Source organism: Dyadobacter sp. CY345, from assembly GCF_021502725.1.
Classification (GTDB): Bacteria; Bacteroidota; Bacteroidia; order Cytophagales; family Spirosomataceae; genus Dyadobacter.
The window spans coordinates 310,389-335,520 of the sequence record NZ_JAKFFS010000001.1; the positions used below are offsets into that span (position 1 = coordinate 310,389).

The window sequence follows — 25,132 nt, forward strand, 5'->3', positions numbered from 1 at the left end:
GAAAAGTAAATTATGATTGGATAACTTGCCAAGTTTTATTTGCTATTCAATTATTTCATTACGTGCGCCCAGCAGTGAACGTTGGAACAACTGCGGAATTAAAATATACTTCGAAGCCTGGTTAAAATAATTCAATTGTTCTTATGCATTTCTGACGTTCCATAGTCGGAGATCTATATTAAAAGCGTTGGTGCTCAAAATTTCGATTTCTGAATAGTCTTTATGAAGGGGATGAAGCAGAAAATTATATGACTCGGCAACTACGGCTGATGGTACCATGAGTGCCATTACATCCGGATCTCTAAGCCATTTTTCCAGTAGCTGATGATTTTCATAATAAGTAGCTGGGTCCCGCCACTTAGGTGATAATTTTTCAACCGATTTTGGTACGGATGGAAAAGTCAATGTGATTAAAAATAGCCTGGGAAGGTCTTGGTATGGCAGGGCAGGTAAGTGTACCAGTTGTTCCAGCAATGCTAATTCAGGACTTGCAGAGGTATAAAGAATGCCAATGCCGGCAGGGTTCCACCGGCCACCATATCGGCGTGCTCCTTCGGTCGATAAGGGTGTATCCAGGAAGCGCTCTTTTACCAAACGATAGGCTATCGTTTTTTTAGCAGCCGTCGGATGTGAAACAACATGCTCAGGCATAAATGCCGTGTTCAATACGCCCTAAAACATTATGCACCATTCCAAAGCCGGTTGTGGTATCCAGCAGAGTAAGCGGAGCTTGTTGATGCAGTTCTGATAAAGGTATCCTTAGCCAGCGTCCAAGTACATCAGCCCGCCCGTCGAATACATCCAGTCCATGAACCAAAAGTTGTTCCAGCAGCAGCAGCCGTTCAGACGAATTATTGTCTAACAGCGCATCGGGACGAAGACGGTGCAGAGTCCTTTCTGACAAATTAAGGATAGGGGCCATTTCTTTGTCGGTTAAGCCTATTTTACCAGCAACTTCATCCGCTTTGCCGCGTTCAACACCGGATCTCGCTTGCTGTATGACTTCGAAGCTGTCTCGTGAAAAACCCGTTTCTAAGATTAAATCCATGTCCTTAACGTTTTGTCATAAATATAACTGTCATTTGGCACTGATACAAACAATGAGGGTATATATTTTTTTGACGCTTGTATTCGTAGATGGATTAATTTTAGCAGTAGATTTCGATATTGTTTTAGCATTTCCTCCACCCTATTCAGTTAGAATACACATGGAACATTATGAGAAAATAGCAACAACCATCCTGGCTACTGTCACTGATCGTGGCGCTGAGAAAAGTGCCTGTCCTTCTGAAATTGCACGCATGCTATTTCCTGACGACTGGCGTGCACATATGAAAGATGTACGCGAGGTAGCAATTGATTTGCATAACCAAGGTAGCGTAGTAATAACACAAAAAGGAACTCCTGTTGATGTTAAGGATATAAAAGGGCCCGTCCGTATTAAGATTATCTAATAATAGCAGTATGTATATCTGGCGGCATATCACAGACAGTCATACAAATCAATACGGATAGGGCGAAACACTGTTTTTTATCTGGCTATCCGTAGGTTTTTGAATGACGGAGATGTTGTATGCCTGATCAATATTTATTAAGCCGAGTTCTGCAAATGCTTTCAACCAGCGCTGCATGGGCAAAACACCCCATTTCTGATGATACCTCGTCGCGTTCTCAATAATCGAAAGAAAGTGGTTTACCGGCGGATCGTACTTATCGTGATATTGGTGTAATACGTGGTCGTTTATAAACATCAGCTTCACGGCCGCCTTATGAAACATCATTGCAAAATCTGTATCCTCTGCTCCATACCCTATAAAGGATTCATCAAAGCCTCCAATTTTTTCAAACGTTTGCTTTTGAATAGCAAATATTAAAGACCAGAAAAGCAAATGTTCTACCGGCTGGCCGGCTGGTATGCGCTTCCGGGATGGGTGAGTCACTGCTTTATGTTTAAGATCACCATAATTTCCTGCTTCTGGCAATACCGGCAGATACAAAGGATAAGCAGTAATTATATTGGCCGAGTCCAAAACCATCAGCAAATTTGCAAACAGGGTCGGTGATACAATGCAGTCAACATCTATAAATATGACATTGTCTGTTTTTGCAGCGGCTATCCCCAGATTCCGCGCCGCCGCCAATGGAAGCTCATGAATTTCATTAATTAAATGGGTATTCACATTCAAACCATCAGGTGTTGTAAGTCCGTTCAGGTTGTCCATACAAACAACTTGAATATCGTAGGGATGAATCGTCGATGCTTTTACAGACTCAAGAAGATTGGCTAATTGCTTCCGCCTTCCCTTAATAATCGTTACAATACTGAATTCAGACATACCAGTTTTTCATTTTTTGAGCTATTTCTTCAGGTGCGGACGCATTCACCAGATTTTTGTAAGAAGGAGTAAATATCTTCGCTTTTTGCAGAACATTTTGCCACTGCTCAGCGCTGAAAGTTTCCTGCGCCAGCAGCGCAATATTTTGATTACCTAACACATTTGCATGTACTACTTGCTCATCATATGGCCTGGGTTCCGGAAGCAGGATCAATCGTTTATTAAGCGACAAAAGTTCCGCAATCGTATTTTGACCAGCTGCGGAAATGACCACTTCTCCAACAATAGCTTCCCTGATGTCTTTAACCGGGCCGAGCAGTTTGCAGTTTTTATTTAAATCATAATTTCGCTTATTACCGATAATGGTAAACTGTATATTTTGATCTTGCGTGATATTTTTAAGTACCGCTTCATCGATGTTATCATAGCCTAATATGATGGTTACATTGTCAATATCTGAAAGGTTGTTGGGGTTAAACACCTCCCAGGCATACTGTGACAAATATCCGCTGTAATATGTTTTGGATGCAAACCGGTAGTTGGCCTGTTCCAGGGTAGAAGGAAAATGAGCTACGATATGATCCGCCAGTTCATGCGCGAAGACCTGTGTCGGATCGTTCATCACATTCCCGGGCAGGTGGACCAAGACGACCGGGACGCCCATGCCCCGAACCATGATGGCCAGCTCAGGAACGCCATCGCAGTAGAACGCTTTTGGTTTATAGCACGCTATTGCCTCAGCCAGCGCTTTCGCTCTCCCTGCTGGCTCGACGGCATACGGAGTAACTTCAAAAGCTTTTGAAAACGTATGCTCCGGTATCTCGTAGTCAACCGGATATTTTGGAGGCAGTTCCAGCACCTGAACGTCGTGCTTTTTATGCAGATACCTGGTTATTTCGTTATTTGTAGTTACCGCGATAACCTCAAAAAACACTGATAATGCCGGGTACAACATATTGAATGTTGCTCTATGGCCATTTCCGTGCGCATGAACAAAATAGAATATTGCTGGCTTCATCATCTCCTAAGATCTTTCGTTATGCGTTCATAGACGTTTACGTAAGCCGCGGAAGTTTTTGTCATATCAAATGTTGCTGCAAAGTCTCTGCATGCTGCCGGATCCGATTTTTTAGAGATTTCTAGCGGCTTTATAAGATCGCGCCAGTCATGGGAATCAACTGCTATGGATACTTTTTCATTTCGCAGCTCCGGAGGTATGGCGGTATTAAAACCTACAACGGATAAACCACTTGCAAGCATTTCCACAGTACTCAGCCCGAAAGGCTCTTCCCAGGTAGCAGTTGCCAAATACGCCGAAGCGCCTGACACAAGTTTACTTAATTGCTGCTGCGTGGCATGGGAAAAGTATTCAATACGTTCGTTTAGCTGAGGCTGAACATGGTCACGGAAGTATGCCTTGTCAAATATGGGGCCGACAATTTTGAGTGGCTGTTTTAAATGATTGGCCAAATTTATAGCGGCTTCAACGTTTTTTTCTTTTGCTATACGCCCGCTCCACAGTAAATATCCGCCTGCATTTCGGACATGCAACTTCCACTTATCAAGTACAATTCCATTTAAAATTACCTCAACATCTTTGCCGAGTGATACCTTCCATTGTTCGCTCATTCGTTTGGAAATACCGACAGGTAATACAGGCGCATGTTTGAGAAAAAATTTATACATCAGTACAAACTTTTCTGTTGGCGGCAGATGCAAGGTAAGTACGCCCGGAATTTTATGCAGCGCGCCGACTGTGTAGATTTCGGGTATAAACGAATTATAGTGGATGACGTCGTAGCGACTCACGTCAAACATTCCGTACTGTAGCGTCTGATAGTGTTGCTGTCCGAGTGGTTCCGGACATGCCCGGTACGAATCATCTTTCATGCTAAGCGGGCTCTCATGAAACTCAATTACCTGAAACAGATTCGTTTCATCCGCGTCTTTTGCGATCACATCGACTGTATGCCCCAGGCGAACCAGTGCATTTGCGTGCTCAACGATGAACGCTTCCGTGCCTCCATTGTATGGCTCACGCAGCGAGATGAATGGTCCGGCAACAATGAGTACGTTCATAGTACTTCCTGGAAATAATTTATATAACGCTCAGCCATCGTTCTCAAAGAAAATATTTCTGCATGACGCCTTACTTTGTCGCTCTCAAGTGGTATCGCTGCTTCGATTGCTTTTGCAAGAGATTTCACGTTTTTTTGCTCAGCAACAACTCCGCTCTCCCTATTGATTATTTCCAGAAAAGCACCACGGTCGAATCCGGCTATCGGCACGCCCGATGACATGGCTTCAATATTGGTGAGGCCGAAGGGCTCTTCCCAGCGAACTGCGTTTACTACCGCGGCTGCTCCTGTCATATGTAACTGTATATCAGTCTGTTTTAAATGACCAAGGTATCTGTCGTTTTCCGTCATGCGGGGGTTGATTTGTTCATCAAAATACCTTTGATCGTCGAGCGGTCCGGCAAACTTTAATGACATATTCATTTCGTGGGCTGCGTCTATCACAATATCCAAACCTTTGGAGTGAACAATTCTTCCAAACCAAAACAGATAGTCCCGACTTGTGCGTACGAGCGGCCACTTATCCAGGTCAACACCGTTATGAATGACAATTGAACCGTTATTCAAATAGGGCCGCCACGTAGCTTCAAATGATTTTGAGGGCGTAATGAAATGAAGATTTTCAGAACCCGAGCAAATCTTAATGACTGCTTTTAATTTGCTGATTGGTGGTGTATGTATTGTCGTCACGACCGGAATCGGAGCTTTTACACCCCATAGTATCGGTAACTCATGCGTCGAATTGTTATGAACAATATCGAAATCATTTTGTTCTATATCTTTAAGGATCGAAAGGTATTCATCGTTTTCATAAATTTCGAAGTATTTGTTTTCCCGATGTTCATCACGGTAGAACCCTTTGACATTTAGTTCGGGATCGCTACCCGCATGTGCATACAAAGTGATATCGTGCCCGAGACGTTTGTACTCTCCACATAATCCGTGGGTAAACGCTTCCAGGCCTCCCCGAAATGGCTCAACAATCGGCAGTCTGGTTTTGGCAATAACAGCAATCTTCATATTGCGGATATAGCTTCCTTACCAATACCTTCTTTCAACAATACTTTTCTATATAGCTTTACGTAGTTCGCAGTCATATTTTGTATGTTCATATTCGAGGCAAAATTTTTACATGTATCTGGCCTGATATCACTACTCATTTTGACCAAATCTACCAAATCCTGCCAACGGAGAGATGCTGTTGTTAATACGCTTTCATGCTCCCAATCCGGCGGAACAGCGGTATTAAAGCCAACGACTGGCACGCCGCTTGCCAGCATCTCAAGGACAGCCAACCCAAACGGCTCCTGCCATGTTGCTGTTGCAAGATATGCAGACGCTTTTTTCGCCAAGCTATTCAGTTCGCGCTGTGTCACGTGGCCGATATACTGAATTTGGTTGTTGAGATGCGGTTTGACCTGTTCATCAAAATAATGTTGGTCAACAATCCTGCCAGCGATCTTCAGTGGCAGCTGCATATGTTTTGCCACTGAAATGGCAGCAGCAACATTTTTTTCTTCGTTGATTCGTGCCGACCACAGCAGATACTCACGGTCACTGGAGCTTTTTGTGGGCCAAAGATTCATGTTTATGCCATTGTTTATGAGCGGTATATCCATATCAAGTGCCTGGTCGTATTGAAGTTTGACCCTTTCCGAAATCGCTACGAATGTAAGATCGCCTTGCTTCGAAAGCTTTTTATATGCTGATATTCGTTTGCTGTCAGCCGGTGAATGTAGGGTCAAAAACGATGTTTTGTTGAAATGAAATCCTTCATTTAGCAGATGCGGGTAAAACATGTTGTAGTGAATGACATCATATGAATCAACATTCAGATTTTTGAACTGACGCTTTTCTTTAAAACGTTTAAAAAAGTTTGTCTTTTCCGAAGAGGATTCAGCAAAGGGGTTTACGAGCATAAATTTAGCGCTCTCTTCCGCCTCATCCGCAACAACATCCACAGCATGCCCTTCATCAACAAGTTGGTTGGCAAAAGAAACTATAAACGCTTCTATACCGCTGTTAAAAGGCTCCTTGAGTGATATACCAGGACCTGACACAAGTAAAATATTCATAAAAAACGGCACAATTCTAAATTACTAAAAATCAATCTTTCATAAAAGCCGACATATAGAAGCTCAATAAGCGTAATGTGTATGGCTTTTAAGTATCATTGACTTATAGCGTATATAAAATGCATGCCGTAATCTATAATCTGCCTTTAAATTTGGTTTTTTGATAGAATATAATGCTTGCACAAGGAAGGGCGCGTATTGCACATAAAATTGAATTTTACCGTCATTGCTGTTATGAGCTAAAAAAACCGGCTAAAATTAGCCATTCTCCCTTATCCTGTGACTTTCAATGACTGTATTAATTCATCTGCAATTTTCATATGATAGGTCAATACAATCGGGCTCCCTTCAAAATTACCCGAAGTTTCTGCTTTTAAAAGGCTTTCATTTTCTTTTTCTTCAAAGCCGACAGGCTTTATGGTAGCACTGTATCGCTCGTTAGAATCCGCTATCCAACGCTCTATTTCTTTTTTCCCGGTGTGCGTTTTTCCTTCATCGAAAACTACGGCTGTTTCAGAAAAACAATTGGCGTATGCAACGCTATCAAAGTTGTTTTGTGTTTCTACTAATTCGGCTACTACCTTCGGTAAGTTCATTTTTTTCGCTTTTTAAGGTGATTAAATAGTTGGTACAGTTCCCCCGTCAATGACATATTCTGTCCCTGTGAGATAGCTCGCTCTTGGCGAAACCAAAAAGCCGACAAATTCAGCCACTTCTTCTGGTTGGGCAGGTCTTCCGAACGGTATTCCACCCAATGCATCCATTACACTTTGTTGCGCTTCTTCCACCGTACTGTTCGCGTTTCTTGCAAGTTCGCCCAGCCAGGCCTCTGATGCTGTGGTATTAATCCAGCCTGGCGAAACAGCCAGGACGCGAACACCCGAAGACGCAACCCCGTTGGATAAGCTTTTACTGTAATTTCTTAGTGCTGCTTTTGCAGCTGCGTAAGGCAAAGTTGAATCGTACAAAGGGAGCTTACCCTGTATTGAAGCTATGTGAATGATCACACCGCTTTTTCGATCAACCATCTGTGGTAAAAATCCTCTGTCCAGCCGAACTGGGGCAAGCAAATTGGCCTGTAGCGTTGATTCCCAATCTTCATCACTCAATACAGCAAATCCACCGGCAGGCGTTGATGACGATCCAAGATTGTTTACCAGAATATCTAGCCGCCCATATGTCGATAGCACTTCACTGACTACTTTTTGTGATCCTTCTGCCTTACTTAAATCGGAAGGAATGAAATGCAATTTGTTGTTTTCTTTTTCTGGTGCGTTTCTTGCGGTAACAATAACCGTTGCACCAGCTTGTAAAAGCCTTTCTGCAATTGCCCTTCCTGCTCCTTTTGTACCTCCTGTTACCAAGGCAATTTTGCCTGATAACTCATTGTTGAAATTAAACTGTTCCATTTTTATTGTCCGACTTTTTAAAATTAACTATAGGACAAAATTGGAGCATAAAAGAAGTTTAGACAAGTACGGTATTACGATTCATATAGGGATAAATTAATCCCCTATTGTGCAAATCGGAACATAGGTTTAATTTTGCAATATGTATGAGAGAAAGATAATACCGAACCTGAATTGTGGACTTGACCTGATCGGTGAAGTACTCTACGGCAAATGGAAAATCCGTTTGCTGTGGTTTATCCACATAGGTCATAAACGCCCAAGCGAATTACAGCGCAAAATCCCGGATGCTTCACGCAGGGTTTTGAATATTCAGCTAAAAGAGTTGGAAGAACACGAACTGGTTACAAGGAAAATTTATCCCGTTGTACCGCCAAAAGTAGAATACAGCCTTACCGAATTTGGTAAGACAGTAATCCCCGTGATTGCCGCATTAGGGCAATGGGGCGATGAACACGAAGACCGTTTGAGGGATGTGATTTTGAAACAAGTTGTTCCATCCTTAAACGAGTGATGACCGAATTCTTTTGGGTAAATATGTATTCGTCATCCGCTTACACGGAATTTCGCCCCCACCAAAGCATTTTAATGGAACAAATGAGGTAAACTGAAATGCCAGAACATAGCAACGGAATGACAACTGTTCGGCTGTTTTATCCCTGCTGATATTGCTTAAAGCATCTGCCAGACGTCCGGGTAATGTGGTATGCCCATTTTTCAAAAGAAATGTTTTTCCTGAGTTAAATAAGAATTGGCTGATTTTGGGAGAAGGAGATATGTTGAATTCTAAGCCACTGCAAAATAATAATGATGTTAAAGAAGGAAATAATATTACGAATGGAGTATAGGTTGTTACCTACGGAAATTTTGTCGTCGTGAAAAGGATAAAGAATAGTCCGGTCGAGGGAGTGGTTGTACTTCATTCCGATAATACAGAAACAGGCGGCAATCTGGATGTGTATTTGCAAGATGTTAGGGAGATTTGGAAAGTTATGAGAATTGTTGAATCACCCGTTAGATAATTTCAAATGAAAAAGATTCTACTCATCAGTGTTTTTGCCTTTATTTTTCAAAGCTGCGCTTCGCCAACGATACTGATTGATAAGTCTGCTTTGGATAGAATACCAAAAGGATCTACGCGTGTTGTGGTGCGAAGCTAACATACGCCGGCAGAAGTATTTTCTATTGTTGCAAAAGATATGGCAAAAAATGGATGCCCAGTAAAATCTGACAAGGAATCAATGCAGATTATTTGCGATGGAAAATCCGTTGAGGGAGGAACGCAATTAAAAGCCATGGCATTTACTGAAGAGGAGGGAGACAGTAGCAAGGTTACTTTCTCGGGCAAATGGGGTTTGGATGCTACCGGCCAAATAGGAATGATGGCATTTAGCGGTATGGGTGGATTGTCCGGACGTAATAAAATAGTTTGGGAGGGCGTCAAAGGAACTAAGAATTGTATCGCGTTTCAGCATTTGGTTTAAGGGCAGAGGCTATACCTGGGGCATGGATTAAATTCACTAAATAAACTTACATGAAAATGGCAGAGGAAATCAAAGAGTTACATGAAGGGATTAATAAGCTCGAAGAAATTATTTTAAATGGTGGTTTCACTATTGACGATCGATTAAAAAAATTAGAGTTTGATCAAAAATACTTCGTGAAGAGACGGGATTTGCAGGGAGAATTGGACAGTCAAGTCATTATTAAGAGCAAAAGGATTGTAGCTTATTAGCCCGAAATTAGTTTCGGGCTTTTCTTTTTTAAAGTCCATATATACTCCTTTGTCATTCCTCAACTACCGGAATCATTGTTAGTTAAAGAAAAAGGACTTAGAAATTTCTTTCTAAGTCCTTGATTTTCAATGTGGGCCCACCTGGAATCGAACCAGGCACCTACTGATTATGAGTCAGTTGCTCTAACCGAATGAGCTATAGGCCCCGCTCTATAAAAGAGTTTGGAGTGCAAAATTAGTCAAAGAGATTAATTCTCCAAATGATTATCATAAGATTTCATTCTTTTCTGCGTTCGTAGTTTACTATTTTTGCAAAAAAAAAGTACGTTTTGAACAAAAGAAAAATAATCAACGACCCGGTTTACGGCTTTATCACGATCTCTTCAGATTTACTTTTCGATCTGGTTGAGCATCCTTACTTCCAACGTTTACGTAGAATAAAACAATTGGGATTAGCTGATCTGGTTTATCCGGGGGCGCTTCATACCCGTTTTCATCACGCGTTGGGTGCTATGCATTTGATGAGCCAGGCTCTTCGCACTTTGCAGGAAAAAGGTCATCTGATATGGGAGCCGGAAATGGAAGCAGCGCAGGCAGCCATTCTCCTGCATGATCTTGGGCACGGTCCCTTTTCCCACGTTTTAGAAAAGGAACTGATGCCGGGCGTGGCACATGAGTCAATCACGCTGGAAATGATGAAACAATTAAACCGTGAAATGGGCGGACGACTGGATATTGCCATTCAAATGTTTGAAGGTGTTTACCCACGGAAATTTTTTCATCAGATGATTTCCAGTCAACTCGATATGGACCGGATGGATTATCTCAACCGCGACAGCTTTTACACAGGCGTGATCGAAGGTTCCATCGGCGCTGACCGTTTGATAAAAATGTTTGAGATTAGTCACGACCAGCTTGTGATTGAAGAGAAAGGATTGCTAAGTATCGAAAATTTTCTTCATGCGCGCAGACTGATGTATTGGCAGGTGTATTTACACAAAACTTTGTTAAGCGCACAGGCAATGCTGACACAAATATTAAAACGCGCAAGAGAGTTATCCGCTCAGGGAGAAAATTTGTTTGCTACACCAGACTTTTCTTTGTTTTTGAAAAATAAATTTTCGCTTTCGGATTTTGAGCAAAACCCCGATTTGTTAAAATCTTTCAACAATCTGGATGATAATGACGTATGGGCTTCTGTTAAGGGATGGACGAAACATCCGGATATCGTACTTTCAACACTATGCAAAGGTTTGCTCGATAGAAATTTATTCAAAATCAGCTTTTTTGATACTGCCCCGGGAGACCAGATTTTGAATCCGCTAAAAGAAAAACTTTTATCGGAAGGGATAAAGGAAAGTGAGTTGTCATACTTTTTAGTAACTGGCGAAACAACGAATTGGGCATATGAAACGGAACAGGATCCCATAAAGGTCAAAATGAAAGGGGGGGCTTTGCTGGATATTGCAGATGCTTCTGATATTCCTACGATCGAAGCACTCACGAAGATTGTCCGCAAGTATTATGTATGTTGGGGTAAAAATGTATCTTTGCGTGGTTAGTTAGGATGTGAATTCTTTCACCTGCAAAGAAGCCTTATCTTGAATTCGCTTTATTATTTACAGAGACGTTACCAGAAATTAGCCGAAATATGAAATTTACTGTCAGCGAGATTGCAAAGATGCTTGATGGAACCACCGTTGGTGATGATACAGTTACAATTGATTCGGCTGCAAAAATTGAAGAAGGGCGGCCTGGTTGTATATCATTTCTGGCCAACAGTAAATACGAATCCTATATCTATACCACACAGTCTTCGGCAGTTATAGTTAACAAAGACTTCACGCCAAAACAAGATATCAGTGCTACATTAATCTATGTAGAAAATGCTTACACGGCCTTTACGATACTTCTTGAAGAATATCAGAAACGTATTGCGACGGGAAAGAGTGGCATAGAGCAACCCAGTTTTATTGGCGAAAATAGTGTGATGGGCGACAACGGTTACCGTGGCGCTTTTTCATACATTGGTCGCAATTGTAAGATTGGAAGTGGTGTTAAGATTTATCCCAACACATACCTTGGTGATTTTGTCGAAATTGGAGATAATACAATAATCCATCCTGGCGTGAGGATTTACGATAAGACCGTTATCGGAGAAAACTGCTGCATTTTTGCCAATACTGTCATCGGTAGTGACGGATTCGGCTTTGCTCCGCAGACAGACGGTTCTTATAAAACGATTCCGCAGCTCGGTAATGTCGTTATAGAAGATAATGTCAGCATTGGATCCAATACTACAATCGACTGTGCGACAATGGGTTCTACAATAATCCGGAAAGGAGTTAAAATTGATAACCTGGTCCAGATTGCTCATAATGTTGAAATTGGACAGAACACCGTAATTGCAGCACAAGCCGGAGTTTCTGGCTCTTCACGTATTGGAGAACAGTGTGTCATAGCGGGCCAGGTAGGCATTTCAGGACATATCTTTTTAGCCAATAATACCAAGATCGGTGCACAGTCAGGTATTGGAAAGTCTATCAAAAAAGAAGGACTTTCTCTTTCAGGCTCACCGGCGAGAGATTTAACAGAACATTTGAGGGCAATGGCTCTTACAAGACGACTGCCTGAACTGGAAGAACGTCTGAAAGAACTTGAACGCAAACGTGAAGTTTCTGAACATTAATTAGAAGAAATTATATAAGTTGAGCGAAAAGCTCATTATTTTGGCGAACAATGCGACGCCCCGCAGCCGTTTAGTAGATTAGGAGAATATAATGAACGAAAAACAACAAACCATAAAGAAGTCCGTATCAGTTACGGGAGTAGGTTTACACACAGGTGTGGTAGCAACGATGACATTCGTTCCTGCTGCGGCCAATCACGGTTACAAGTTTCAACGTGTCGATTTACCAAATCAGCCGATTGTTGATGCAGATGTGGACAATGTTGTAGATCTGTCACGCGGTACAACCATTGAGCAAAACGGAGCACGAATTCATACCGTTGAGCATACTTTGGCTGCGCTGGTTGGATTGCAGATTGATAATGTTCTGATCCAGCTGGATGGGCCTGAGCCGCCGATTATGGATGGAAGCTCAATCAAATTTATCGATGCATTGATAGATGCCGGTATTGAGGAGCAAAATGCTTACCGTAATTATTTCGAAGTTCCGGAATATGTTCATTATAAAAATAAGGAAAATGATATCGAAATGGCCGCTTTGCCATTATCTGATTATCGTTTGACTGTGATGGTTGATTACAATTCAAAGGTGATCAGCAGCCAACACGCTTCTCTTAATGATATTACGCTGTTTAAGGACGATATTGCGAAATGCCGTACATTCGTTTTTCTTCATGAATTGGAATCTTTGTTTAAACAAAATCTGATCAAGGGCGGAGACCTTACAAATGCGATTGTGATCGTAGACCGTGAGGTGAAAGACGGAGAACTGGATCATCTTTCGCAGTTGTTGAATCAACCGAAAGTTAGTGTAGACAAATCAAACGGTATACTGAATAACGTTGATCTGCATTATCCAAACGAGATGGCAAGACATAAACTTCTTGACCTGATCGGTGATCTGGCCCTAATCGGTAGACCTATAAAAGCACAGATTCTTGCGGCCCGCCCGGGGCATGCAGCAAATGTTGCGCTTGCTAAAAAGATTAAGAAACTGATCAAATCGGGTAAGGGAGATATACCCCAATATGACCCAAATAAGGCACCGGTTCTTGACATCAATCAAATCGGGCAACTGCTTTCGCACCGCTATCCTTTCCAGATGATTGATAAAATTATTGCACTGGATGAAAATAGTGTTGTTGGGATTAAGAACGTGACAATCAACGAAGAATATTTTGTTGGTCATTTTCCGGGAAATCCTGTAATGCCTGGTGTTTTACAGCTTGAAGCGATGGCTCAAACGGGTGGTATACTTGTTTTGAGCAGTGTTCCGGATCCTGACAACTACTGGCCATACCTGATCGGTATTGACGCCTGCCGTTTCCGTAAAAATGTTTTCCCTGGCGATACTGTTATTTTCAAATGTGTTTTTACTTCTCCAATGAAACGTGGAATTGTAAAAATGAGCGGTCGTGGATACGTATCCGGGCAGCTGGTGTGTGAAGCAGATATGATCGCAAGTCTAGTAAAGAAAAAATGACACAACAGTTAGCATATATCCATTCTGACGCTAAGATTGCTCCGAATGTAGAAATTGAACCATTCGCCATGATACATGCAGATGTGGAAATAGGCGAAGGAACCTGGATTGGGTCTCATGCAGTAATTAACGCGGGAGCTCGTATCGGCAAAAACTGCCGTATTTTCTCCGGTGCCGTTATTTCCTCAACGCCACAGGATCTTAAATACAACAATGAATACACACTAACAATTATTGGCGACAATACTACGGTTCGGGAATATGCTACGATTAGTCGCGGAACCGAAGAGCATTGGAAAACGGTGGTTGGGTCAGGTTGTCTGATCATGGCTTACGCGCACGTCGCGCATGACTGTCGTGTCGGTAACAATTGCATTATCGGTAACAATGTGCAAATGGCTGGCCACGTTCATGTAGACGACTGGGCTATCGTTAGCGCAATGAGTGCTGTTCATCAATTTGTTAAAATTGGGGCGCATTCCTTTGTGTCCGGCGCTTCTTTGGTTCGTAAGGATGTTCCTCCTTTCACAAAAGCAGCTCGTGAACCGATTTCTTATGCGGGGATCAATTCGGTAGGTTTGCGCCGCCGTGGATACAGCAATGAAAAAATTGTTGATATCCAGAATATTTACCGCTATATATACATGAGAGGCCTTAACAATGCTGAGGCTTTGCAGAAAATTGAATTAGAATTGCCGCCATCCAACGAACGCGATGAGGTTGTCAATTTTATTCGTAATTCAGAAAGAGGAATTATGAAAAGTCCTTTCCAGACCTATGGCACGGGAGATCCTGAAGCTCAGGCTTAAAGGACTATAATATAAAAAGTCAAGGCTTATCTTTTTCTCGCGAAAGGTAAGCCTTTTTCTTGTTACAGCACCAAAAATGGAAGCACCAATATCAGCGTGATCAGAAGCCCTTTGTATTTTTTAGAATTTAAAAATTTCGCTTTTTTAAGAATAAGTGAATGTAAAGCAGACATTCCCAGGAGGATAATAATTAGTCGCTGGGTATATCGGAATTCAGTTTTAAGGCAAATAATTACGCAACCGACGATCACGAGTAACGTAATCCCGTGTAAGATCTGTCTGGTTAGTACAGAGCCCGACCTCGCCGCCAGATTGGATATGTTTGGAGAAGTCATTGCTGTAAAATAAGATGACAATAACAAATTCTGAATGACTATCAGAATAAAAATAACACCCGTATACCTGTGCTCCTTAACCAGGTGTTGATTCTGGAAAAATGTGTTTCCGATTATTGCTGCCGTTAGAATAATGGCGGATAGGGGCTCTCTTAAAATATGAAGCGGACTTCTTTCAGGTAATTTTGAAAAGAGAAAAGTACCAGCTGCCGAAGTCATCATTAGGAAAAGTGCAAGTTTCCACATTTCTCCAGGCAAAAAAAACGCAGTAATACATGCGACAACCAGCGCTCCGACTGTTATTTTAAAAAAAGATATCCGTTCCTTTTGATTGGAAAGAAATTTTTTTGATTCCGCCTTTGCGGGTTTTCGGTTATCCAGAAGTCTGTTTAACGAAGCGATAATAAATACGCCAAGCGCCAGAACGAGTGAAGTTTTTGTATTGAAACTGGCTTTTCCAATAGGTAGTCTACTGAATGCTGCCTGCGAAATTACGGCACCGGCGACCAGGTCTAAGTTGAGCCAATGTATATGGCCCAAACTAAATTTTTTAATTGTTTTGATGATGAAGTTGAGTAAATTTCCTTTCACAAAAAGCTTTTATTCGGTCAATAAGATTTCGTCTCCCTGTTTCACAAGGCCATGATTTTTGGTTACTAAGTTTTGTCCAAAAAGAATTTTATTATTTACTCTGCGATAAGTCGCCAGTGTTTTTAGCGGCTCTTTTCCTTTCACACCCGTTTCCGGATCAATTGTCGTCAACACACAACGTGCGCAAGGTTTTACAATATCAAAAGACAAATCACCGATCTGAAACGACTTCCAGTAATCTTCTGCGAAGGCGCTCGTTCCGGTTACCACGAAGTTTGGGCGAAATCGTTGCATGACGATGGGCTCTTCCAGGCGTGAATTCAGGTCGTCTAGCGATGCCTGAGAAATTAACAGAAACGGGAATCCGTCAGCAAAACTCACATTTTCATTATTTTTTGCATATTTTGGATCAGCTTTACGCTCAGTTTTTTCAGGCATCATGACCAGGCGGACATCCAGTTCAAGTTGTTCACTAAGCCATTTGTCGACATCATCACTAACTGTAACTGCGTCCACAGTATCATCCCAGACTGTCACGGCAATCGGAATTGCACTGACCGGTTCAAATGGAACGCTAATTCTGTTATCAGGTATGAGTTTATTGGAAATCAACAGCGAATTTTCTTCAACAGAAACTTCCAGCATAGCCATTTTCGGAAATTCTCTTTGGGTTATAAAACGGCCAAAAGGATCCGTAATCATCCAGCGACGATCATGTTGGAGACCTTTTTCCTGCACCTGCGCTTCTGAAAGACGAATACCTGCCAAAGATTTTACCGGATAAATCCAGATTTCTGAAAGAACCATTTTTTTGAATTTTTTATATTTTAAAACTCCATTCTTGCCATCGGACTAACTGTCTGGTCGCAGAAATCGTTTTCGAGAAATTTGTAATGAGCGGCCATGGCGATCATCGCCGCATTATCGGTGCAATATTCAAATTCAGGAATATAAACTTTCCAACCCATTTTTTCTCCCAGTTCAATAAGTGAAGTCCGCAATCCAGAATTCGCAGAAACTCCACCTGCAATAGCGATTTCCTTTATACCAGTTTCTTTCGCAGCCTTTTTTAACTTTTTCAAAAGAATATTTACTAGAGTATATTGGATACTAGCACAGATATCTGCAATATTTTCCTGAATAAAATTTGGATTTTCCCGGACCTGTTTCTGTAAAAAATACATGAACGAAGTTTTAATTCCACTAAATGAAAAATCGAGTTCTGGCATTTCCGGCAGCGGAAAACTGTATGCAAGAGGATTTCCGTTTTTGGCGTATTGATCAATAAGCGGTCCGCCCGGATAAGGCAAATCAAGAAGTTTGGCAGTTTTATCAAAAGCTTCACCCACAGCATCGTCTCTGGTCTGACCGATTATCTGCATATCCAGCGGACTATTTATTTTGACGATTTGCGTGTGACCGCCGCTTACTGTTAGGCATAGAAATGGGAATTCAGGTTTTGGATCCTGTATAAAATGAGCAAGTACATGCGCCTGCATATGATTAACTTCGATCAGTGGCAGCCCAAGTCCCAGCGCCATTGATTTTGCAAAGGAAGTGCCAACTAATAAAGCACCTAATAATCCGGGTCCTTTGGTAAAAGCGATGGCATGCAGGTCTTTTTTTGTTACTTTTGCATCTTTCAATGCTTTATCTACCACGGGCAGAATGTGTTGCTGATGCGCTCTTGATGCCAGTTCAGGAACAACACCGCCATATTGTGTGTGAATGAGCTGCGTGGCAACAACATTGGAGTAAATTTTGCCGTTAGATAAAACAGCGGCCGAGGTTTCGTCGCAAGACGACTCTATCGCGAGAATGTTCATGAATTTTGAATAATATTCGCAAAAATAAGCAATTAACAATAAGATACGCAGGAATTTGCTGCGAAGCGATATATGTTAAAATCCCTGAAGGCGATTATCAATGTTCTGGTTGTGCTAATGATTTTCGCGCTTTTAGCGTTGGGGATCGTAACCATTGCTGTTCAATTCCCTTCGGTTCAAACATTTCTGGTTCAATCCGCTACCGCCAGAATTTCAGAGAAAATGGGTTATCCCATTGAGATAACACGGGTTAATATCAAATGGTTTGATGTGGTTTCTCTGGAAGGTGTTTCGGTAAAAGATACAAGCCAGCAGGAAATGATCGACGTTGGGCGGATTGACGTTAACCTGAATATGCAGAATATTATCCAAAATTCTGCAAAGGAGATTCACCTTGACGAAGTTACGCTATATCAACCCGACGTGCATCTGGTTGTTGCTCCTAAAACCGGAGACTTGAACATTGACGGATTTATCAACCGTATCGTCGAACTGACATCCTCCAACAAGCCTCGTCCAGCTAATGCACCTGAAAATAATACACCTTTTACGATTGGTAAGTCGAAAATTGTTGACGGGACTTTCCGTTACGACGACCCGAGACAACTACAGTATAAAAGCCCTAGAGTTTTTGACTATTCACACTTCGAACTGAATAAACTTAATGCAGAACTGAAAGATTTTCTCGCTCAGGGTGATACAATTTCATTTCTAGCCCGCAACATGAAAACTGTCGATAAACAGACGGGTTTGAAAATGCATGATATGGATACCCGGTTTTTGTTCTGCCAAAAGAAAATGGAGTTGAAAGAGCTGAGTGCGAAAATTGGTAATTCTTTCATCAGTGACGACATCACTTTTCATTACAATCGCTCGGGCGACCTTGGCGATTTCAATCATAAAGTTTTTCTCAGAGGCCATTTTACGGATACCCGTATCAACTCCGCAGATCTTGGTTTATTTTCAGAATATGTTGACAAGCTCAACGAAACCTGGAAAGTTTCAGGAAATTTTAACGGTCGCGTAGACGATTTTGAGCTCGCAGGTGCTGATATCAGGTTTGGTCAGGGAAGTCGTTTAATAGGCGATTTAGGTTTTAAAGGATTGCCGGATAATGATCCGCTGATGGATATCAAATTGTCGCTATCCAAAATTTTACCACTGGATCTCGTGCAATATTATCCGGAATGGAAATCGCATGAAACTTTACAGAAGTTCGGAACAACTTTGCTGGATGGCACTTTTAAGGGAACGATTGAAGATTTTGATGTAAAAGCATCTGTCTCTTCCGAACTTGGAAAAGCGGCTGGGGACCTTGTATTCCATATTTCTGACGAAAAAACGACAACGTATTCCGGCGATATTGAGACAACAGATTTTGAAATCGGCAAATTAATCGATCAGCCCGAAACGTGGCAGCGACTTGATTTTTCAGGAACTATTCACGGAAAAGGACTAGACCTCGCGTATGCGTCGACGAATATGGATGCGGTTGTTAGTCGTGTTGGTTTCAAAAATTATGATTACAGGAATATTGCTTTAAAAGGAAATTTGCAGAACCAGTATTTCAATGGATTGGTAAGCTCAAAAGATTCAAATCTGGTAGTTAACCTGGAAGGTGAATTCGATTTATCGAAGCCGAAAAATTCATTTGATCTGCAAGGAATTATTGAAAGAGCAAATCTTCTTCCCTTAGGTTTTACCAAGGAAGCGATCACGCTTCGAACGGAGCTGGATGTAAAGGTTATGGGCAACACAGTTGATGAGCTGGTGGGCGATGCCAAGCTTTTAAATACCTATCTGATCACGTCCAACAAGGAGCGAAATCTGGTGATTGATACATTGCTATTTTCCTCCCGACAAAAACTTGAAAAACGTATTTTAAATCTGGAAAGTGAATTTTTGACTGCAAAAGTTGAAGGTGATTTTGTCCCGACGCAAGCCTGGAAGGATATTAATCAGGTTTTATCTGAGTATCAGCTTTACTTTTTCGAGAACGAATCTGACCGTAATGCTTATTATGTCAAAAAAGAACAAAAGGCGTTGTTGAGAAAATATGAGATTGATTATGAAGTAGAAACAAAAAATATAGGTCAGTTTCTGGCATTTTTAAGTCCGGATGTTTACGTTTCGCATGGCTCGAAAGCGGAGGGGCAATTCAAAATGGACAACACGGCTTTTATCACGCTAACTGCCATTGCTGACACAGCGCGTTACGGAAATAACCAGTTTATAAAATCAGAAGTAGACGTTACCACTTCAAAATTTGTGAATAGTGCAGAAGTACTTGCATCCGTTTTGGTGACTTCCAGTAAGCAGCAAATGAGTGCGCTCGTTCCAACGGAAAAGCTCGAATTGGAAGGTACGTGGGACGTGGACCATATCGATTTTAATGGAGGTATTCGTCAGGTGAGCAGTACCAATCTTGCCAATCTTGCAGGCGAAATTCGCTTTTTACCCGCTGGACTTGATATAAGTTTTAAAAACTCAAAACTGAATTTGCTGGATGAAGAATGGAACATGCCTGTAAATAGTTTGATTTCCATCGTTGGCCGGGATATCACATTCAGTAATCTGGGATTAATTAACGGCAAACAGCGCTTGGCGGTTAATGGCACATTGTCTTCAAATCCGGATCGGACTTTACTTTTTGACATTAAAAACTTCAAATTAGGAACACTGAATCCTGTTTTTAATACCAAGCTTGCAGGAATTATGGATGGTTCGGCAAAAATGCGCGATGCCTATAACAGTGTTGTTTTAGATGCTGATTTCAATATTGAGAGTCTTGGATATGCAAATTACGAGTTTGGCAATTTTGCAGGAACCGGCGAATGGGACCAGTTTGATAGTCAGTTGAAAATTGATGCTGAGTTGAATAAGGATGCCAAAAGGATTTTTAGTTTGGTAGGGTCTTACCGGCCGAAGTTAACGGCAAATACCTTAAATCTGAAAGCGATTTTTAATGATATGGATTTTAAGGCTTTGGAGCCGTTTTCCGAAGAGTTGGTGTCAGATGTGAGTGGAAAAGCACAGGGAACTGTTCAGATAAAAGGTACCTTGAACGCACCTGTTCTCGACGGTTCAATCATGGTAGAGAAAGGCCGGATGAAATTCGATTATCTGCAATCGGTATTTACATTTAGTGATAAAATCAATTTTTCGGAAAGTGAGATAACGGTTAATAATATCACTTTAACAGATCCGGATGGCAATACAGCTTCACTTCGGGGCGGGGTTTTTCATGATGGATTTAAATATTTCAGTTTGGGTTTCAATGCTGATCTCAGGAATTTTAAAATTCTGAATACTGCTTCCAAAGACAACGATATGTTTTACGGAACTGCGTATGTTACCGGCCCGGTCAATGTCTACGGGCCAATTGACAATATGAATATCGAAGCGAATGTGACGAGTAATAAAAATACCAGAATTTATATCCCTTTGGATGGTGCTACAGAAGTTGCTACCCAGGATTATATTCAGTTTGTTAGTCAAATACCAAAAAGGGATAGCACCTCTTCTGATACAGATTCCCAGCAAAGCAAAGTGGCTGGCGGGATTAAAATGAACTTCAACTTCAATCTGACGCCTGACGCAACTTGCGAAATAATTTTCGATCGCCAGACCGGCGATATTATCCGCGCAAACGGAAGCGGGCGATTAAATTTGAATATCGATACCAAAGGCGATTTTACGATGGCCGGGACATATGAAATTGAGAAAGGAGACTACAATTTCACTTTACAAAATATCATTAACAAGAAATTTACCATCAAACCAGGTAGTCGTATTGTTTGGTCTGGAGATCCTTATGGTGCCCAGTTGGATGTTAAAACCGGTTACAGGCAATTGGTTTCGCTTGCAGGTGTACTTCCAAATACTTCAAGTCTGAATAATTCAGAAGCGGCAACCTTATCCCGTCGTTATCCCGTAGAAGTAACGATCGCGCTGTCCGACAGGCTGATGTCGCCACAGATCAAATATGACCTGGAAATACTTGATAATCCTTCATTGAGTAATTTGCGTGGACAGCTTGAAGCGTTCCAAACTAAATTGAAATCAGATGAGCAGGAGCTGAGCCGGCAGGTGAGCAGTTTACTGGTTGTTAATCAATTATTGCCGGAAGCAAATACAACAACAAACCAGAATTTTGTAGGAAATAGTATCAGCGAACTTGTATCTAATCAGATTAGCCGATGGGCATCAACAATTAATGAAAATCTGGAAGTAGGTGTCAGCGGACTTTCATTGGATCAGAATGCATTGAACAACTTGCAGCTGAGATTTTCATACCGATTTCTTAATGACCGTTTCCGTATCACGCGGGATGGCCGGATAAGTTCCGGTGTCACGGGAGCCAACCAGTATGATGCCACCAGTATTTTGGGAGAATGGACGCTGGAATATTGGCTTACGCCAAATGGTTCCGTCCGGGCAAAAGCCTACAACCGAAATATTCAGAATTCGCTTTATTTAAATAGTACGTTGACGACAGGTGGCGTGAGTATGCAGTTCACTCACAGTTTTAACCGATTCAAGGCAATGCCGAAGCCGGTTGAACTGCAAGTGCCGTATGTCATTCCGGTTCCTGATTCTACGCAAAGTGATACCAGTAATAACAAGTTGATTTCAAGAAAAGAACTTATGCGTTAGCTCCTGCCGAAAGCTCATGTTTAATCTGATGAATGCGGTTGTTGAATTCCAGATTCAGAAAATCAATATTAGGAACACAAGTCGCTGCAAGATAATCCGTTACCTCCTGATGATGCGGCACTCTCTTCCCAGTCACAATGCTGATATGTTTTGAAGTTGTCCATAACAGCGTTTTCAGCTCGGTGCGCTGATCGTTCGTCATAAAATATTCCGTGACCATTGTATCCTCATTATAGTGAATAACCCGGGAAGTAATACGCGTCCATTCGCTGATAAGGGCCGGACGGACGTAGGCGATCTGATGTTGGTATACCACCCAACTCGTTTTCAGTTCCCGAAACATGGCTTCAAAACTAAAACCATAAAGCTTTGAAACCTGATCTTCACGGGCATTGAAAAAATATTCGAAATATTTGGAATTGTTCAGGTGCATCAGCGGGTCGCAGTCCTGAAAACGAACAATAACCCGCGATTCAGCCTCAACAGGCATGTTTGAAAGATCGGCAGTAAAAAGCATAAATGTTTGAATATTAAACTTTAAATTGAAAGGTCTATACCAGGTTATTCGCCCCGGTATCTTACTGCCAAACCTTTCATGATATAACCTTCTTTTTTTACTGACGTGTAATATTTATACTGCACATTAATAAGTGCACTAGCCCCGATTTTTTGTGCTTTCATAACAAGTCTTGCTGCAAGAAGTTCTTTTGTATCTGCGTCATTTCCACGATACATCATTTTTTTGTCTTGTGTCTGTCGCGGTGTCAGGGAATCTTCACTACTGATTTCCACCCAGCCAATTTCTGAGTAAGGGCGATCAAGCGATTCATTTTCATACAATACTTCAATAGGATATTTCTTACTTGTTGATATGGGAATACCCGAACTGCAAGAAGCAAGGAATCCGGCAAAAAGAACTAAAATCAGGCTTACTTTCGCACGGGGCGACATTAAAATATTTTTGATCATAATAACAAAACTGAGAATCTTATTTCTGAATTCCCATTAGTTTAAAAAATAATTGAAGATAGCTGTTTCGATTCAATTAACATATACAGAAGTAGACATGATAAATGTGGCAGCCAGTCATTAAATTTCGGTCAATGATTTATCAGCCATTTCATTTTCCCGATTTTAGATCATGAAACTAAATTCGGGTACGGCGAAAAAGGTAATTATTTGTTAAAGCAAATTAGTCCTGAACGACGCTTTGGAAGTATATCTTTGGAAGAATAATGCCGCTGAGATTTTCAAAGGAAATCCGGCAGTAGAATACATTTATGGAAATAATCGAGACTGCGCATCTTAAAATAGCATTAAGACTATGCCCTTTTTTAAATTTTAGTCTACTTTTGACATCAATTAATCAATATTCCTGAAACGTGAAAAAATTAACTTTCTGGGTAATCGGTGTTCTTGCTACATGTTCTGTTGCTGCCCAGACACCAAAAAAAACAGCCACTCTGAATCCGAAAACGATTGCAAGACCGAAATTAGTTGTAGGTATTGTGGTTGACCAAATGCGTTATGATTATCTATATCGCTATTATGATAAATATGTAGAAGGCGGAATCAAGCGGTTTTTGAATGAAGGATTTAATTGCCGGAATAATCATTACAGTTACGCATTAACGGTTACAGCAGCGGGCCACGCTTCGATATATACCGGCTCTATACCTGCAATTAATGGGATTATCGGTAATGAGTGGTACGATCAGATTAATTCCAAAGGTGTTTATTGTGTAGAGGACAGCACGGTGAAAACGGTAGGGAGCAACAATGTAAGCGTAGGGAAAATGTCTCCGCGAAATCTTCTGACAAGCACAGTTACTGATCAATTAAGAATTGCCACCAATTTTCGCTCAAAAACAATCGGTGTCGCAATTAAAGACCGCGGTTCTATTTTGCCAGCCGGACATACCGCCAATGCTTCATACTGGTTTGATTCAAATACAGGAAACTGGGTAACCAGTACTTTCTATATGCAGGAATTGCCGCAGTGGGCAAAGGACTATAATGCAAAGAAAATGCCATCTGAATATATGAAAAAAGGCTGGCAAACATTGAATCCGATTGAAACGTATACACAGAGTACAGCGGACGATATGGCTTGGGAAGGAGTGCTTCCAGGTGTAAAAAAACCTGTTTTCCCTTTTGAACTGGCTGGTTTCGCTGGTGATGCTTTTGGAAGCGTTACGAGTACACCCTGGGGGAACACAATTACGAAGGAAATAGCAATTGAAGCAATCAAAGGCGAAAAGTTAGGAAAGGGTAGCGATACAGATTTTCTTGCGATCAGTTTCTCTTCTCCTGATAAGATCGGGCATATGGCAGGTCCTAACTCAATTGAGCAGGAAGATGATTATTTAAAGCTGGATCGTGATTTTGCAGAACTATTTACATTTCTTGATAGCTGGACAGGGAAAGGGAATTATACCGTTTTTCTAACTGCTGACCACGGTGTGGTGGACGTTCCGGGTTTTGCAAAAGCGCATAACTTACCAGCAGGACTTGCTAACAGAACTGTTTTAGGAGATATCTTAAAGAAGGATTTAAACGAAGCTTTCGGAGAGGGTGTTTATATAGCGAGCTCTGAAAACAATCAATTATATCTTAATCACGCGTTGCTGAAAAAGAAAAAACTTTCCATAAGTCAGGTTTTTGATGTGGTAAGAGAGTCACTTTTACCGGTAGAAGGGATCGCAGATATTATCAATTTGACGGATATGGGCAGGACGCCGTTAAACACTTATCAGCTGGAACTTTACAAAAATAACGTCAATGCGAAGCGGAGCGGGGATATTCAAATTATCACACAGCCGGGATGGTTTTATGGCAGTGCCACAGGAACTTCTCATGGAACGCCTTACAACTACGACACCCACGTTCCATTCGCTATGTTTGGTTGGGGCATTAATAAAGGAGAAACTTTAAGACGTACTTCTGTTTCAGATATTGCATCTACAATCGCTTCCTTGCTGCATATTTTACCTCCAAGCGGAAATGTTGGAAATCCCGTCGAGGAGGCATTGAAGAAATAAATAATCCGTTTTCATAGCAAAGGGCGATTTCGAAATTTTTGAAATCGCCCTTTTGTTATAAAAAATAGT

25 protein-coding genes and 1 tRNA gene are annotated in these 25,132 nt (G+C 41.4%); 11 read left to right on the plus strand and 15 right to left on the minus strand.

Translation table 11 applies throughout. The annotated features are described in order from the left end of the window. Nucleotides 1-141: 141 nt before the first annotated feature. Both L0657_RS01405 and L0657_RS01410 read right to left on the minus strand, forming a co-directional pair. On the minus strand, nucleotides 142-651 hold the full coding sequence (locus L0657_RS01405; RefSeq protein ID WP_235148598.1) for an RES family NAD+ phosphorylase: 510 nt from the start codon (nucleotides 649-651) through the stop codon (nucleotides 142-144). Further along, complete coding sequence (locus L0657_RS01410; protein WP_235148600.1) at nucleotides 644-1,048, minus strand: antitoxin Xre-like helix-turn-helix domain-containing protein; 405 nt, start codon at nucleotides 1,046-1,048, stop codon at nucleotides 644-646. Before L0657_RS01410 ends, L0657_RS01405 begins: the two co-directional genes overlap by 8 nt. Before the next feature lie 34 nt (nucleotides 1,049-1,082). Here L0657_RS01410 and L0657_RS01415 point away from each other — a divergent pair, with 34 nt between their 5' ends. Beyond that, entirely contained in the window at nucleotides 1,083-1,454 is a 372-nt protein-coding gene (locus tag L0657_RS01415) for a DUF3253 domain-containing protein (protein ID WP_235148603.1), read from the plus strand. 48 nt (nucleotides 1,455-1,502) lie between these two features. Here L0657_RS01415 and L0657_RS01420 read toward each other — a convergent pair whose 3' ends face one another. The 7 genes from L0657_RS01420 to L0657_RS01450 form a co-directional block, all read right to left on the minus strand. Then, nucleotides 1,503-2,336, minus strand: a complete 834-nt coding sequence (locus L0657_RS01420) for a glycosyltransferase family 2 protein (RefSeq protein ID WP_235148605.1) — start codon at nucleotides 2,334-2,336, stop codon at nucleotides 1,503-1,505. Beyond that, the gene (locus tag L0657_RS01425; protein ID WP_235148607.1) at nucleotides 2,329-3,357 is read right to left on the minus strand and encodes a glycosyltransferase; all 1,029 of its coding nucleotides are present in this window, start codon (nucleotides 3,355-3,357) and stop codon (nucleotides 2,329-2,331) included. Before L0657_RS01425 ends, L0657_RS01420 begins: the two co-directional genes overlap by 8 nt. After that, nucleotides 3,354-4,415 carry a glycosyltransferase gene (locus L0657_RS01430; protein WP_235148608.1) on the minus strand — a complete coding sequence of 354 codons (1,062 nt, stop codon included), beginning with the start codon at nucleotides 4,413-4,415 and terminating at the stop codon, nucleotides 3,354-3,356. The genes L0657_RS01425 and L0657_RS01430 overlap by 4 nt, the downstream gene beginning before the upstream one ends. Then, nucleotides 4,412-5,434, minus strand: a complete 1,023-nt coding sequence (locus tag L0657_RS01435; RefSeq protein ID WP_235148611.1) for a glycosyltransferase — start codon at nucleotides 5,432-5,434, stop codon at nucleotides 4,412-4,414. Before L0657_RS01435 ends, L0657_RS01430 begins: the two co-directional genes overlap by 4 nt. Then, nucleotides 5,431-6,489, minus strand: coding sequence for a glycosyltransferase (locus L0657_RS01440; RefSeq protein ID WP_235148613.1), 1,059 nt, complete (start codon nucleotides 6,487-6,489; stop codon nucleotides 5,431-5,433). The genes L0657_RS01435 and L0657_RS01440 overlap by 4 nt, the downstream gene beginning before the upstream one ends. 272 nt (nucleotides 6,490-6,761) lie before the next feature. Continuing rightward, nucleotides 6,762-7,085, minus strand: a complete 324-nt coding sequence (locus L0657_RS01445; RefSeq protein ID WP_235148615.1) for a nuclear transport factor 2 family protein — start codon at nucleotides 7,083-7,085, stop codon at nucleotides 6,762-6,764. Between the two features lie 21 nt (nucleotides 7,086-7,106). Further along, on the minus strand, nucleotides 7,107-7,898 hold the full coding sequence (locus L0657_RS01450) for an SDR family oxidoreductase (protein WP_235148617.1): 792 nt from the start codon (nucleotides 7,896-7,898) through the stop codon (nucleotides 7,107-7,109). A 142-nt stretch (nucleotides 7,899-8,040) separates the two neighbouring features. Here L0657_RS01450 and L0657_RS01455 point away from each other — a divergent pair, with 142 nt between their 5' ends. The 4 genes from L0657_RS01455 (at nucleotide 8,041) to L0657_RS01465 (ending at nucleotide 9,633) form a co-directional block, all read left to right on the plus strand. Continuing rightward, nucleotides 8,041-8,412 carry a helix-turn-helix domain-containing protein gene (locus L0657_RS01455; protein WP_235148620.1) on the plus strand — a complete coding sequence of 124 codons (372 nt, stop codon included), beginning with the start codon at nucleotides 8,041-8,043 and terminating at the stop codon, nucleotides 8,410-8,412. A 514-nt stretch (nucleotides 8,413-8,926) separates the two neighbouring features. Further along, nucleotides 8,927-9,058, plus strand: a complete 132-nt coding sequence (locus L0657_RS27815; RefSeq protein ID WP_255717726.1) for a hypothetical protein — start codon at nucleotides 8,927-8,929, stop codon at nucleotides 9,056-9,058. An 81-nt stretch (nucleotides 9,059-9,139) separates the two neighbouring features. Next, the gene (locus L0657_RS01460) at nucleotides 9,140-9,382 is read left to right on the plus strand and encodes a hypothetical protein (RefSeq protein WP_235148621.1); all 243 of its coding nucleotides are present in this window, start codon (nucleotides 9,140-9,142) and stop codon (nucleotides 9,380-9,382) included. 56 nt (nucleotides 9,383-9,438) lie between these two features. Next, nucleotides 9,439-9,633 (plus strand): hypothetical protein, encoded by a 195-nt coding sequence (locus tag L0657_RS01465; protein WP_235148622.1) that lies wholly within the window; start codon nucleotides 9,439-9,441, stop codon nucleotides 9,631-9,633. A 132-nt stretch (nucleotides 9,634-9,765) separates the two neighbouring features. On the opposite strand, the gene L0657_RS01470 is transcribed toward L0657_RS01465, so the two are convergent. Beyond that, nucleotides 9,766-9,839: transfer RNA gene (locus L0657_RS01470), tRNA-Ile, on the minus strand. A gap of 123 nt (nucleotides 9,840-9,962) precedes the next feature. On the opposite strand from L0657_RS01470, the gene L0657_RS01475 reads away from it, so the two are divergent. The 4 genes from L0657_RS01475 to lpxA all read left to right on the plus strand — a co-directional run bounded on the left by L0657_RS01475 (nucleotide 9,963) and on the right by lpxA (nucleotide 14,614). Next, entirely contained in the window at nucleotides 9,963-11,195 is a 1,233-nt protein-coding gene (locus tag L0657_RS01475) for an HD domain-containing protein (RefSeq protein WP_235148624.1), read from the plus strand. Nucleotides 11,196-11,284: 89 nt separating this feature from the next. Continuing rightward, a complete protein-coding gene (gene lpxD / locus L0657_RS01480; protein ID WP_235148626.1) occupies nucleotides 11,285-12,322 on the plus strand; it encodes a UDP-3-O-(3-hydroxymyristoyl)glucosamine N-acyltransferase in 1,038 nt (345 codons plus the stop codon). 91 nt (nucleotides 12,323-12,413) lie between these two features. Further along, on the plus strand, nucleotides 12,414-13,805 hold the full coding sequence (locus L0657_RS01485; protein WP_235148628.1) for a bifunctional UDP-3-O-[3-hydroxymyristoyl] N-acetylglucosamine deacetylase/3-hydroxyacyl-ACP dehydratase: 1,392 nt from the start codon (nucleotides 12,414-12,416) through the stop codon (nucleotides 13,803-13,805). Then, nucleotides 13,802-14,614 (plus strand): acyl-ACP--UDP-N-acetylglucosamine O-acyltransferase, encoded by an 813-nt coding sequence (gene lpxA / locus L0657_RS01490; protein ID WP_235148629.1) that lies wholly within the window; start codon nucleotides 13,802-13,804, stop codon nucleotides 14,612-14,614. Before L0657_RS01485 ends, lpxA begins: the two co-directional genes overlap by 4 nt. A 62-nt stretch (nucleotides 14,615-14,676) precedes the next feature. On the opposite strand, the gene L0657_RS01495 is transcribed toward lpxA, so the two are convergent. From L0657_RS01495 to tsaD, 3 genes are read right to left on the minus strand one after another with little or no spacing between them, the layout of a single operon-like run. Then, the gene (locus L0657_RS01495; protein ID WP_235148630.1) at nucleotides 14,677-15,540 is read right to left on the minus strand and encodes a hypothetical protein; all 864 of its coding nucleotides are present in this window, start codon (nucleotides 15,538-15,540) and stop codon (nucleotides 14,677-14,679) included. A gap of 9 nt (nucleotides 15,541-15,549) precedes the next feature. Further along, a complete protein-coding gene (locus tag L0657_RS01500) occupies nucleotides 15,550-16,347 on the minus strand; it encodes an MOSC domain-containing protein (protein WP_235148631.1) in 798 nt (265 codons plus the stop codon). Nucleotides 16,348-16,367: 20 nt separating this feature from the next. Next, nucleotides 16,368-17,366, minus strand: coding sequence for a tRNA (adenosine(37)-N6)-threonylcarbamoyltransferase complex transferase subunit TsaD (gene tsaD / locus L0657_RS01505; RefSeq protein WP_235148632.1), 999 nt, complete (start codon nucleotides 17,364-17,366; stop codon nucleotides 16,368-16,370). A gap of 72 nt (nucleotides 17,367-17,438) precedes the next feature. Here tsaD and L0657_RS01510 point away from each other — a divergent pair, with 72 nt between their 5' ends. Further along, nucleotides 17,439-22,022 carry a translocation/assembly module TamB domain-containing protein gene (locus L0657_RS01510; protein WP_235148633.1) on the plus strand — a complete coding sequence of 1,528 codons (4,584 nt, stop codon included), beginning with the start codon at nucleotides 17,439-17,441 and terminating at the stop codon, nucleotides 22,020-22,022. Here the strand turns inward: L0657_RS01510 and L0657_RS01515 are convergent. Beyond that, nucleotides 22,012-22,539 carry a thioesterase family protein gene (locus tag L0657_RS01515; protein WP_235148634.1) on the minus strand — a complete coding sequence of 176 codons (528 nt, stop codon included), beginning with the start codon at nucleotides 22,537-22,539 and terminating at the stop codon, nucleotides 22,012-22,014. The genes L0657_RS01510 and L0657_RS01515 overlap by 11 nt on opposite strands. A gap of 44 nt (nucleotides 22,540-22,583) precedes the next feature. Beyond that, on the minus strand, nucleotides 22,584-22,991 hold the full coding sequence (locus L0657_RS01520) for a hypothetical protein (RefSeq protein WP_235148635.1): 408 nt from the start codon (nucleotides 22,989-22,991) through the stop codon (nucleotides 22,584-22,586). A gap of 413 nt (nucleotides 22,992-23,404) precedes the next feature. On the opposite strand from L0657_RS01520, the gene pafA reads away from it, so the two are divergent. Continuing rightward, nucleotides 23,405-25,063, plus strand: coding sequence for an alkaline phosphatase PafA (gene pafA / locus L0657_RS01525; RefSeq protein WP_310588251.1), 1,659 nt, complete (start codon nucleotides 23,405-23,407; stop codon nucleotides 25,061-25,063). Nucleotides 25,064-25,132: the final 69 nt, after the last annotated feature.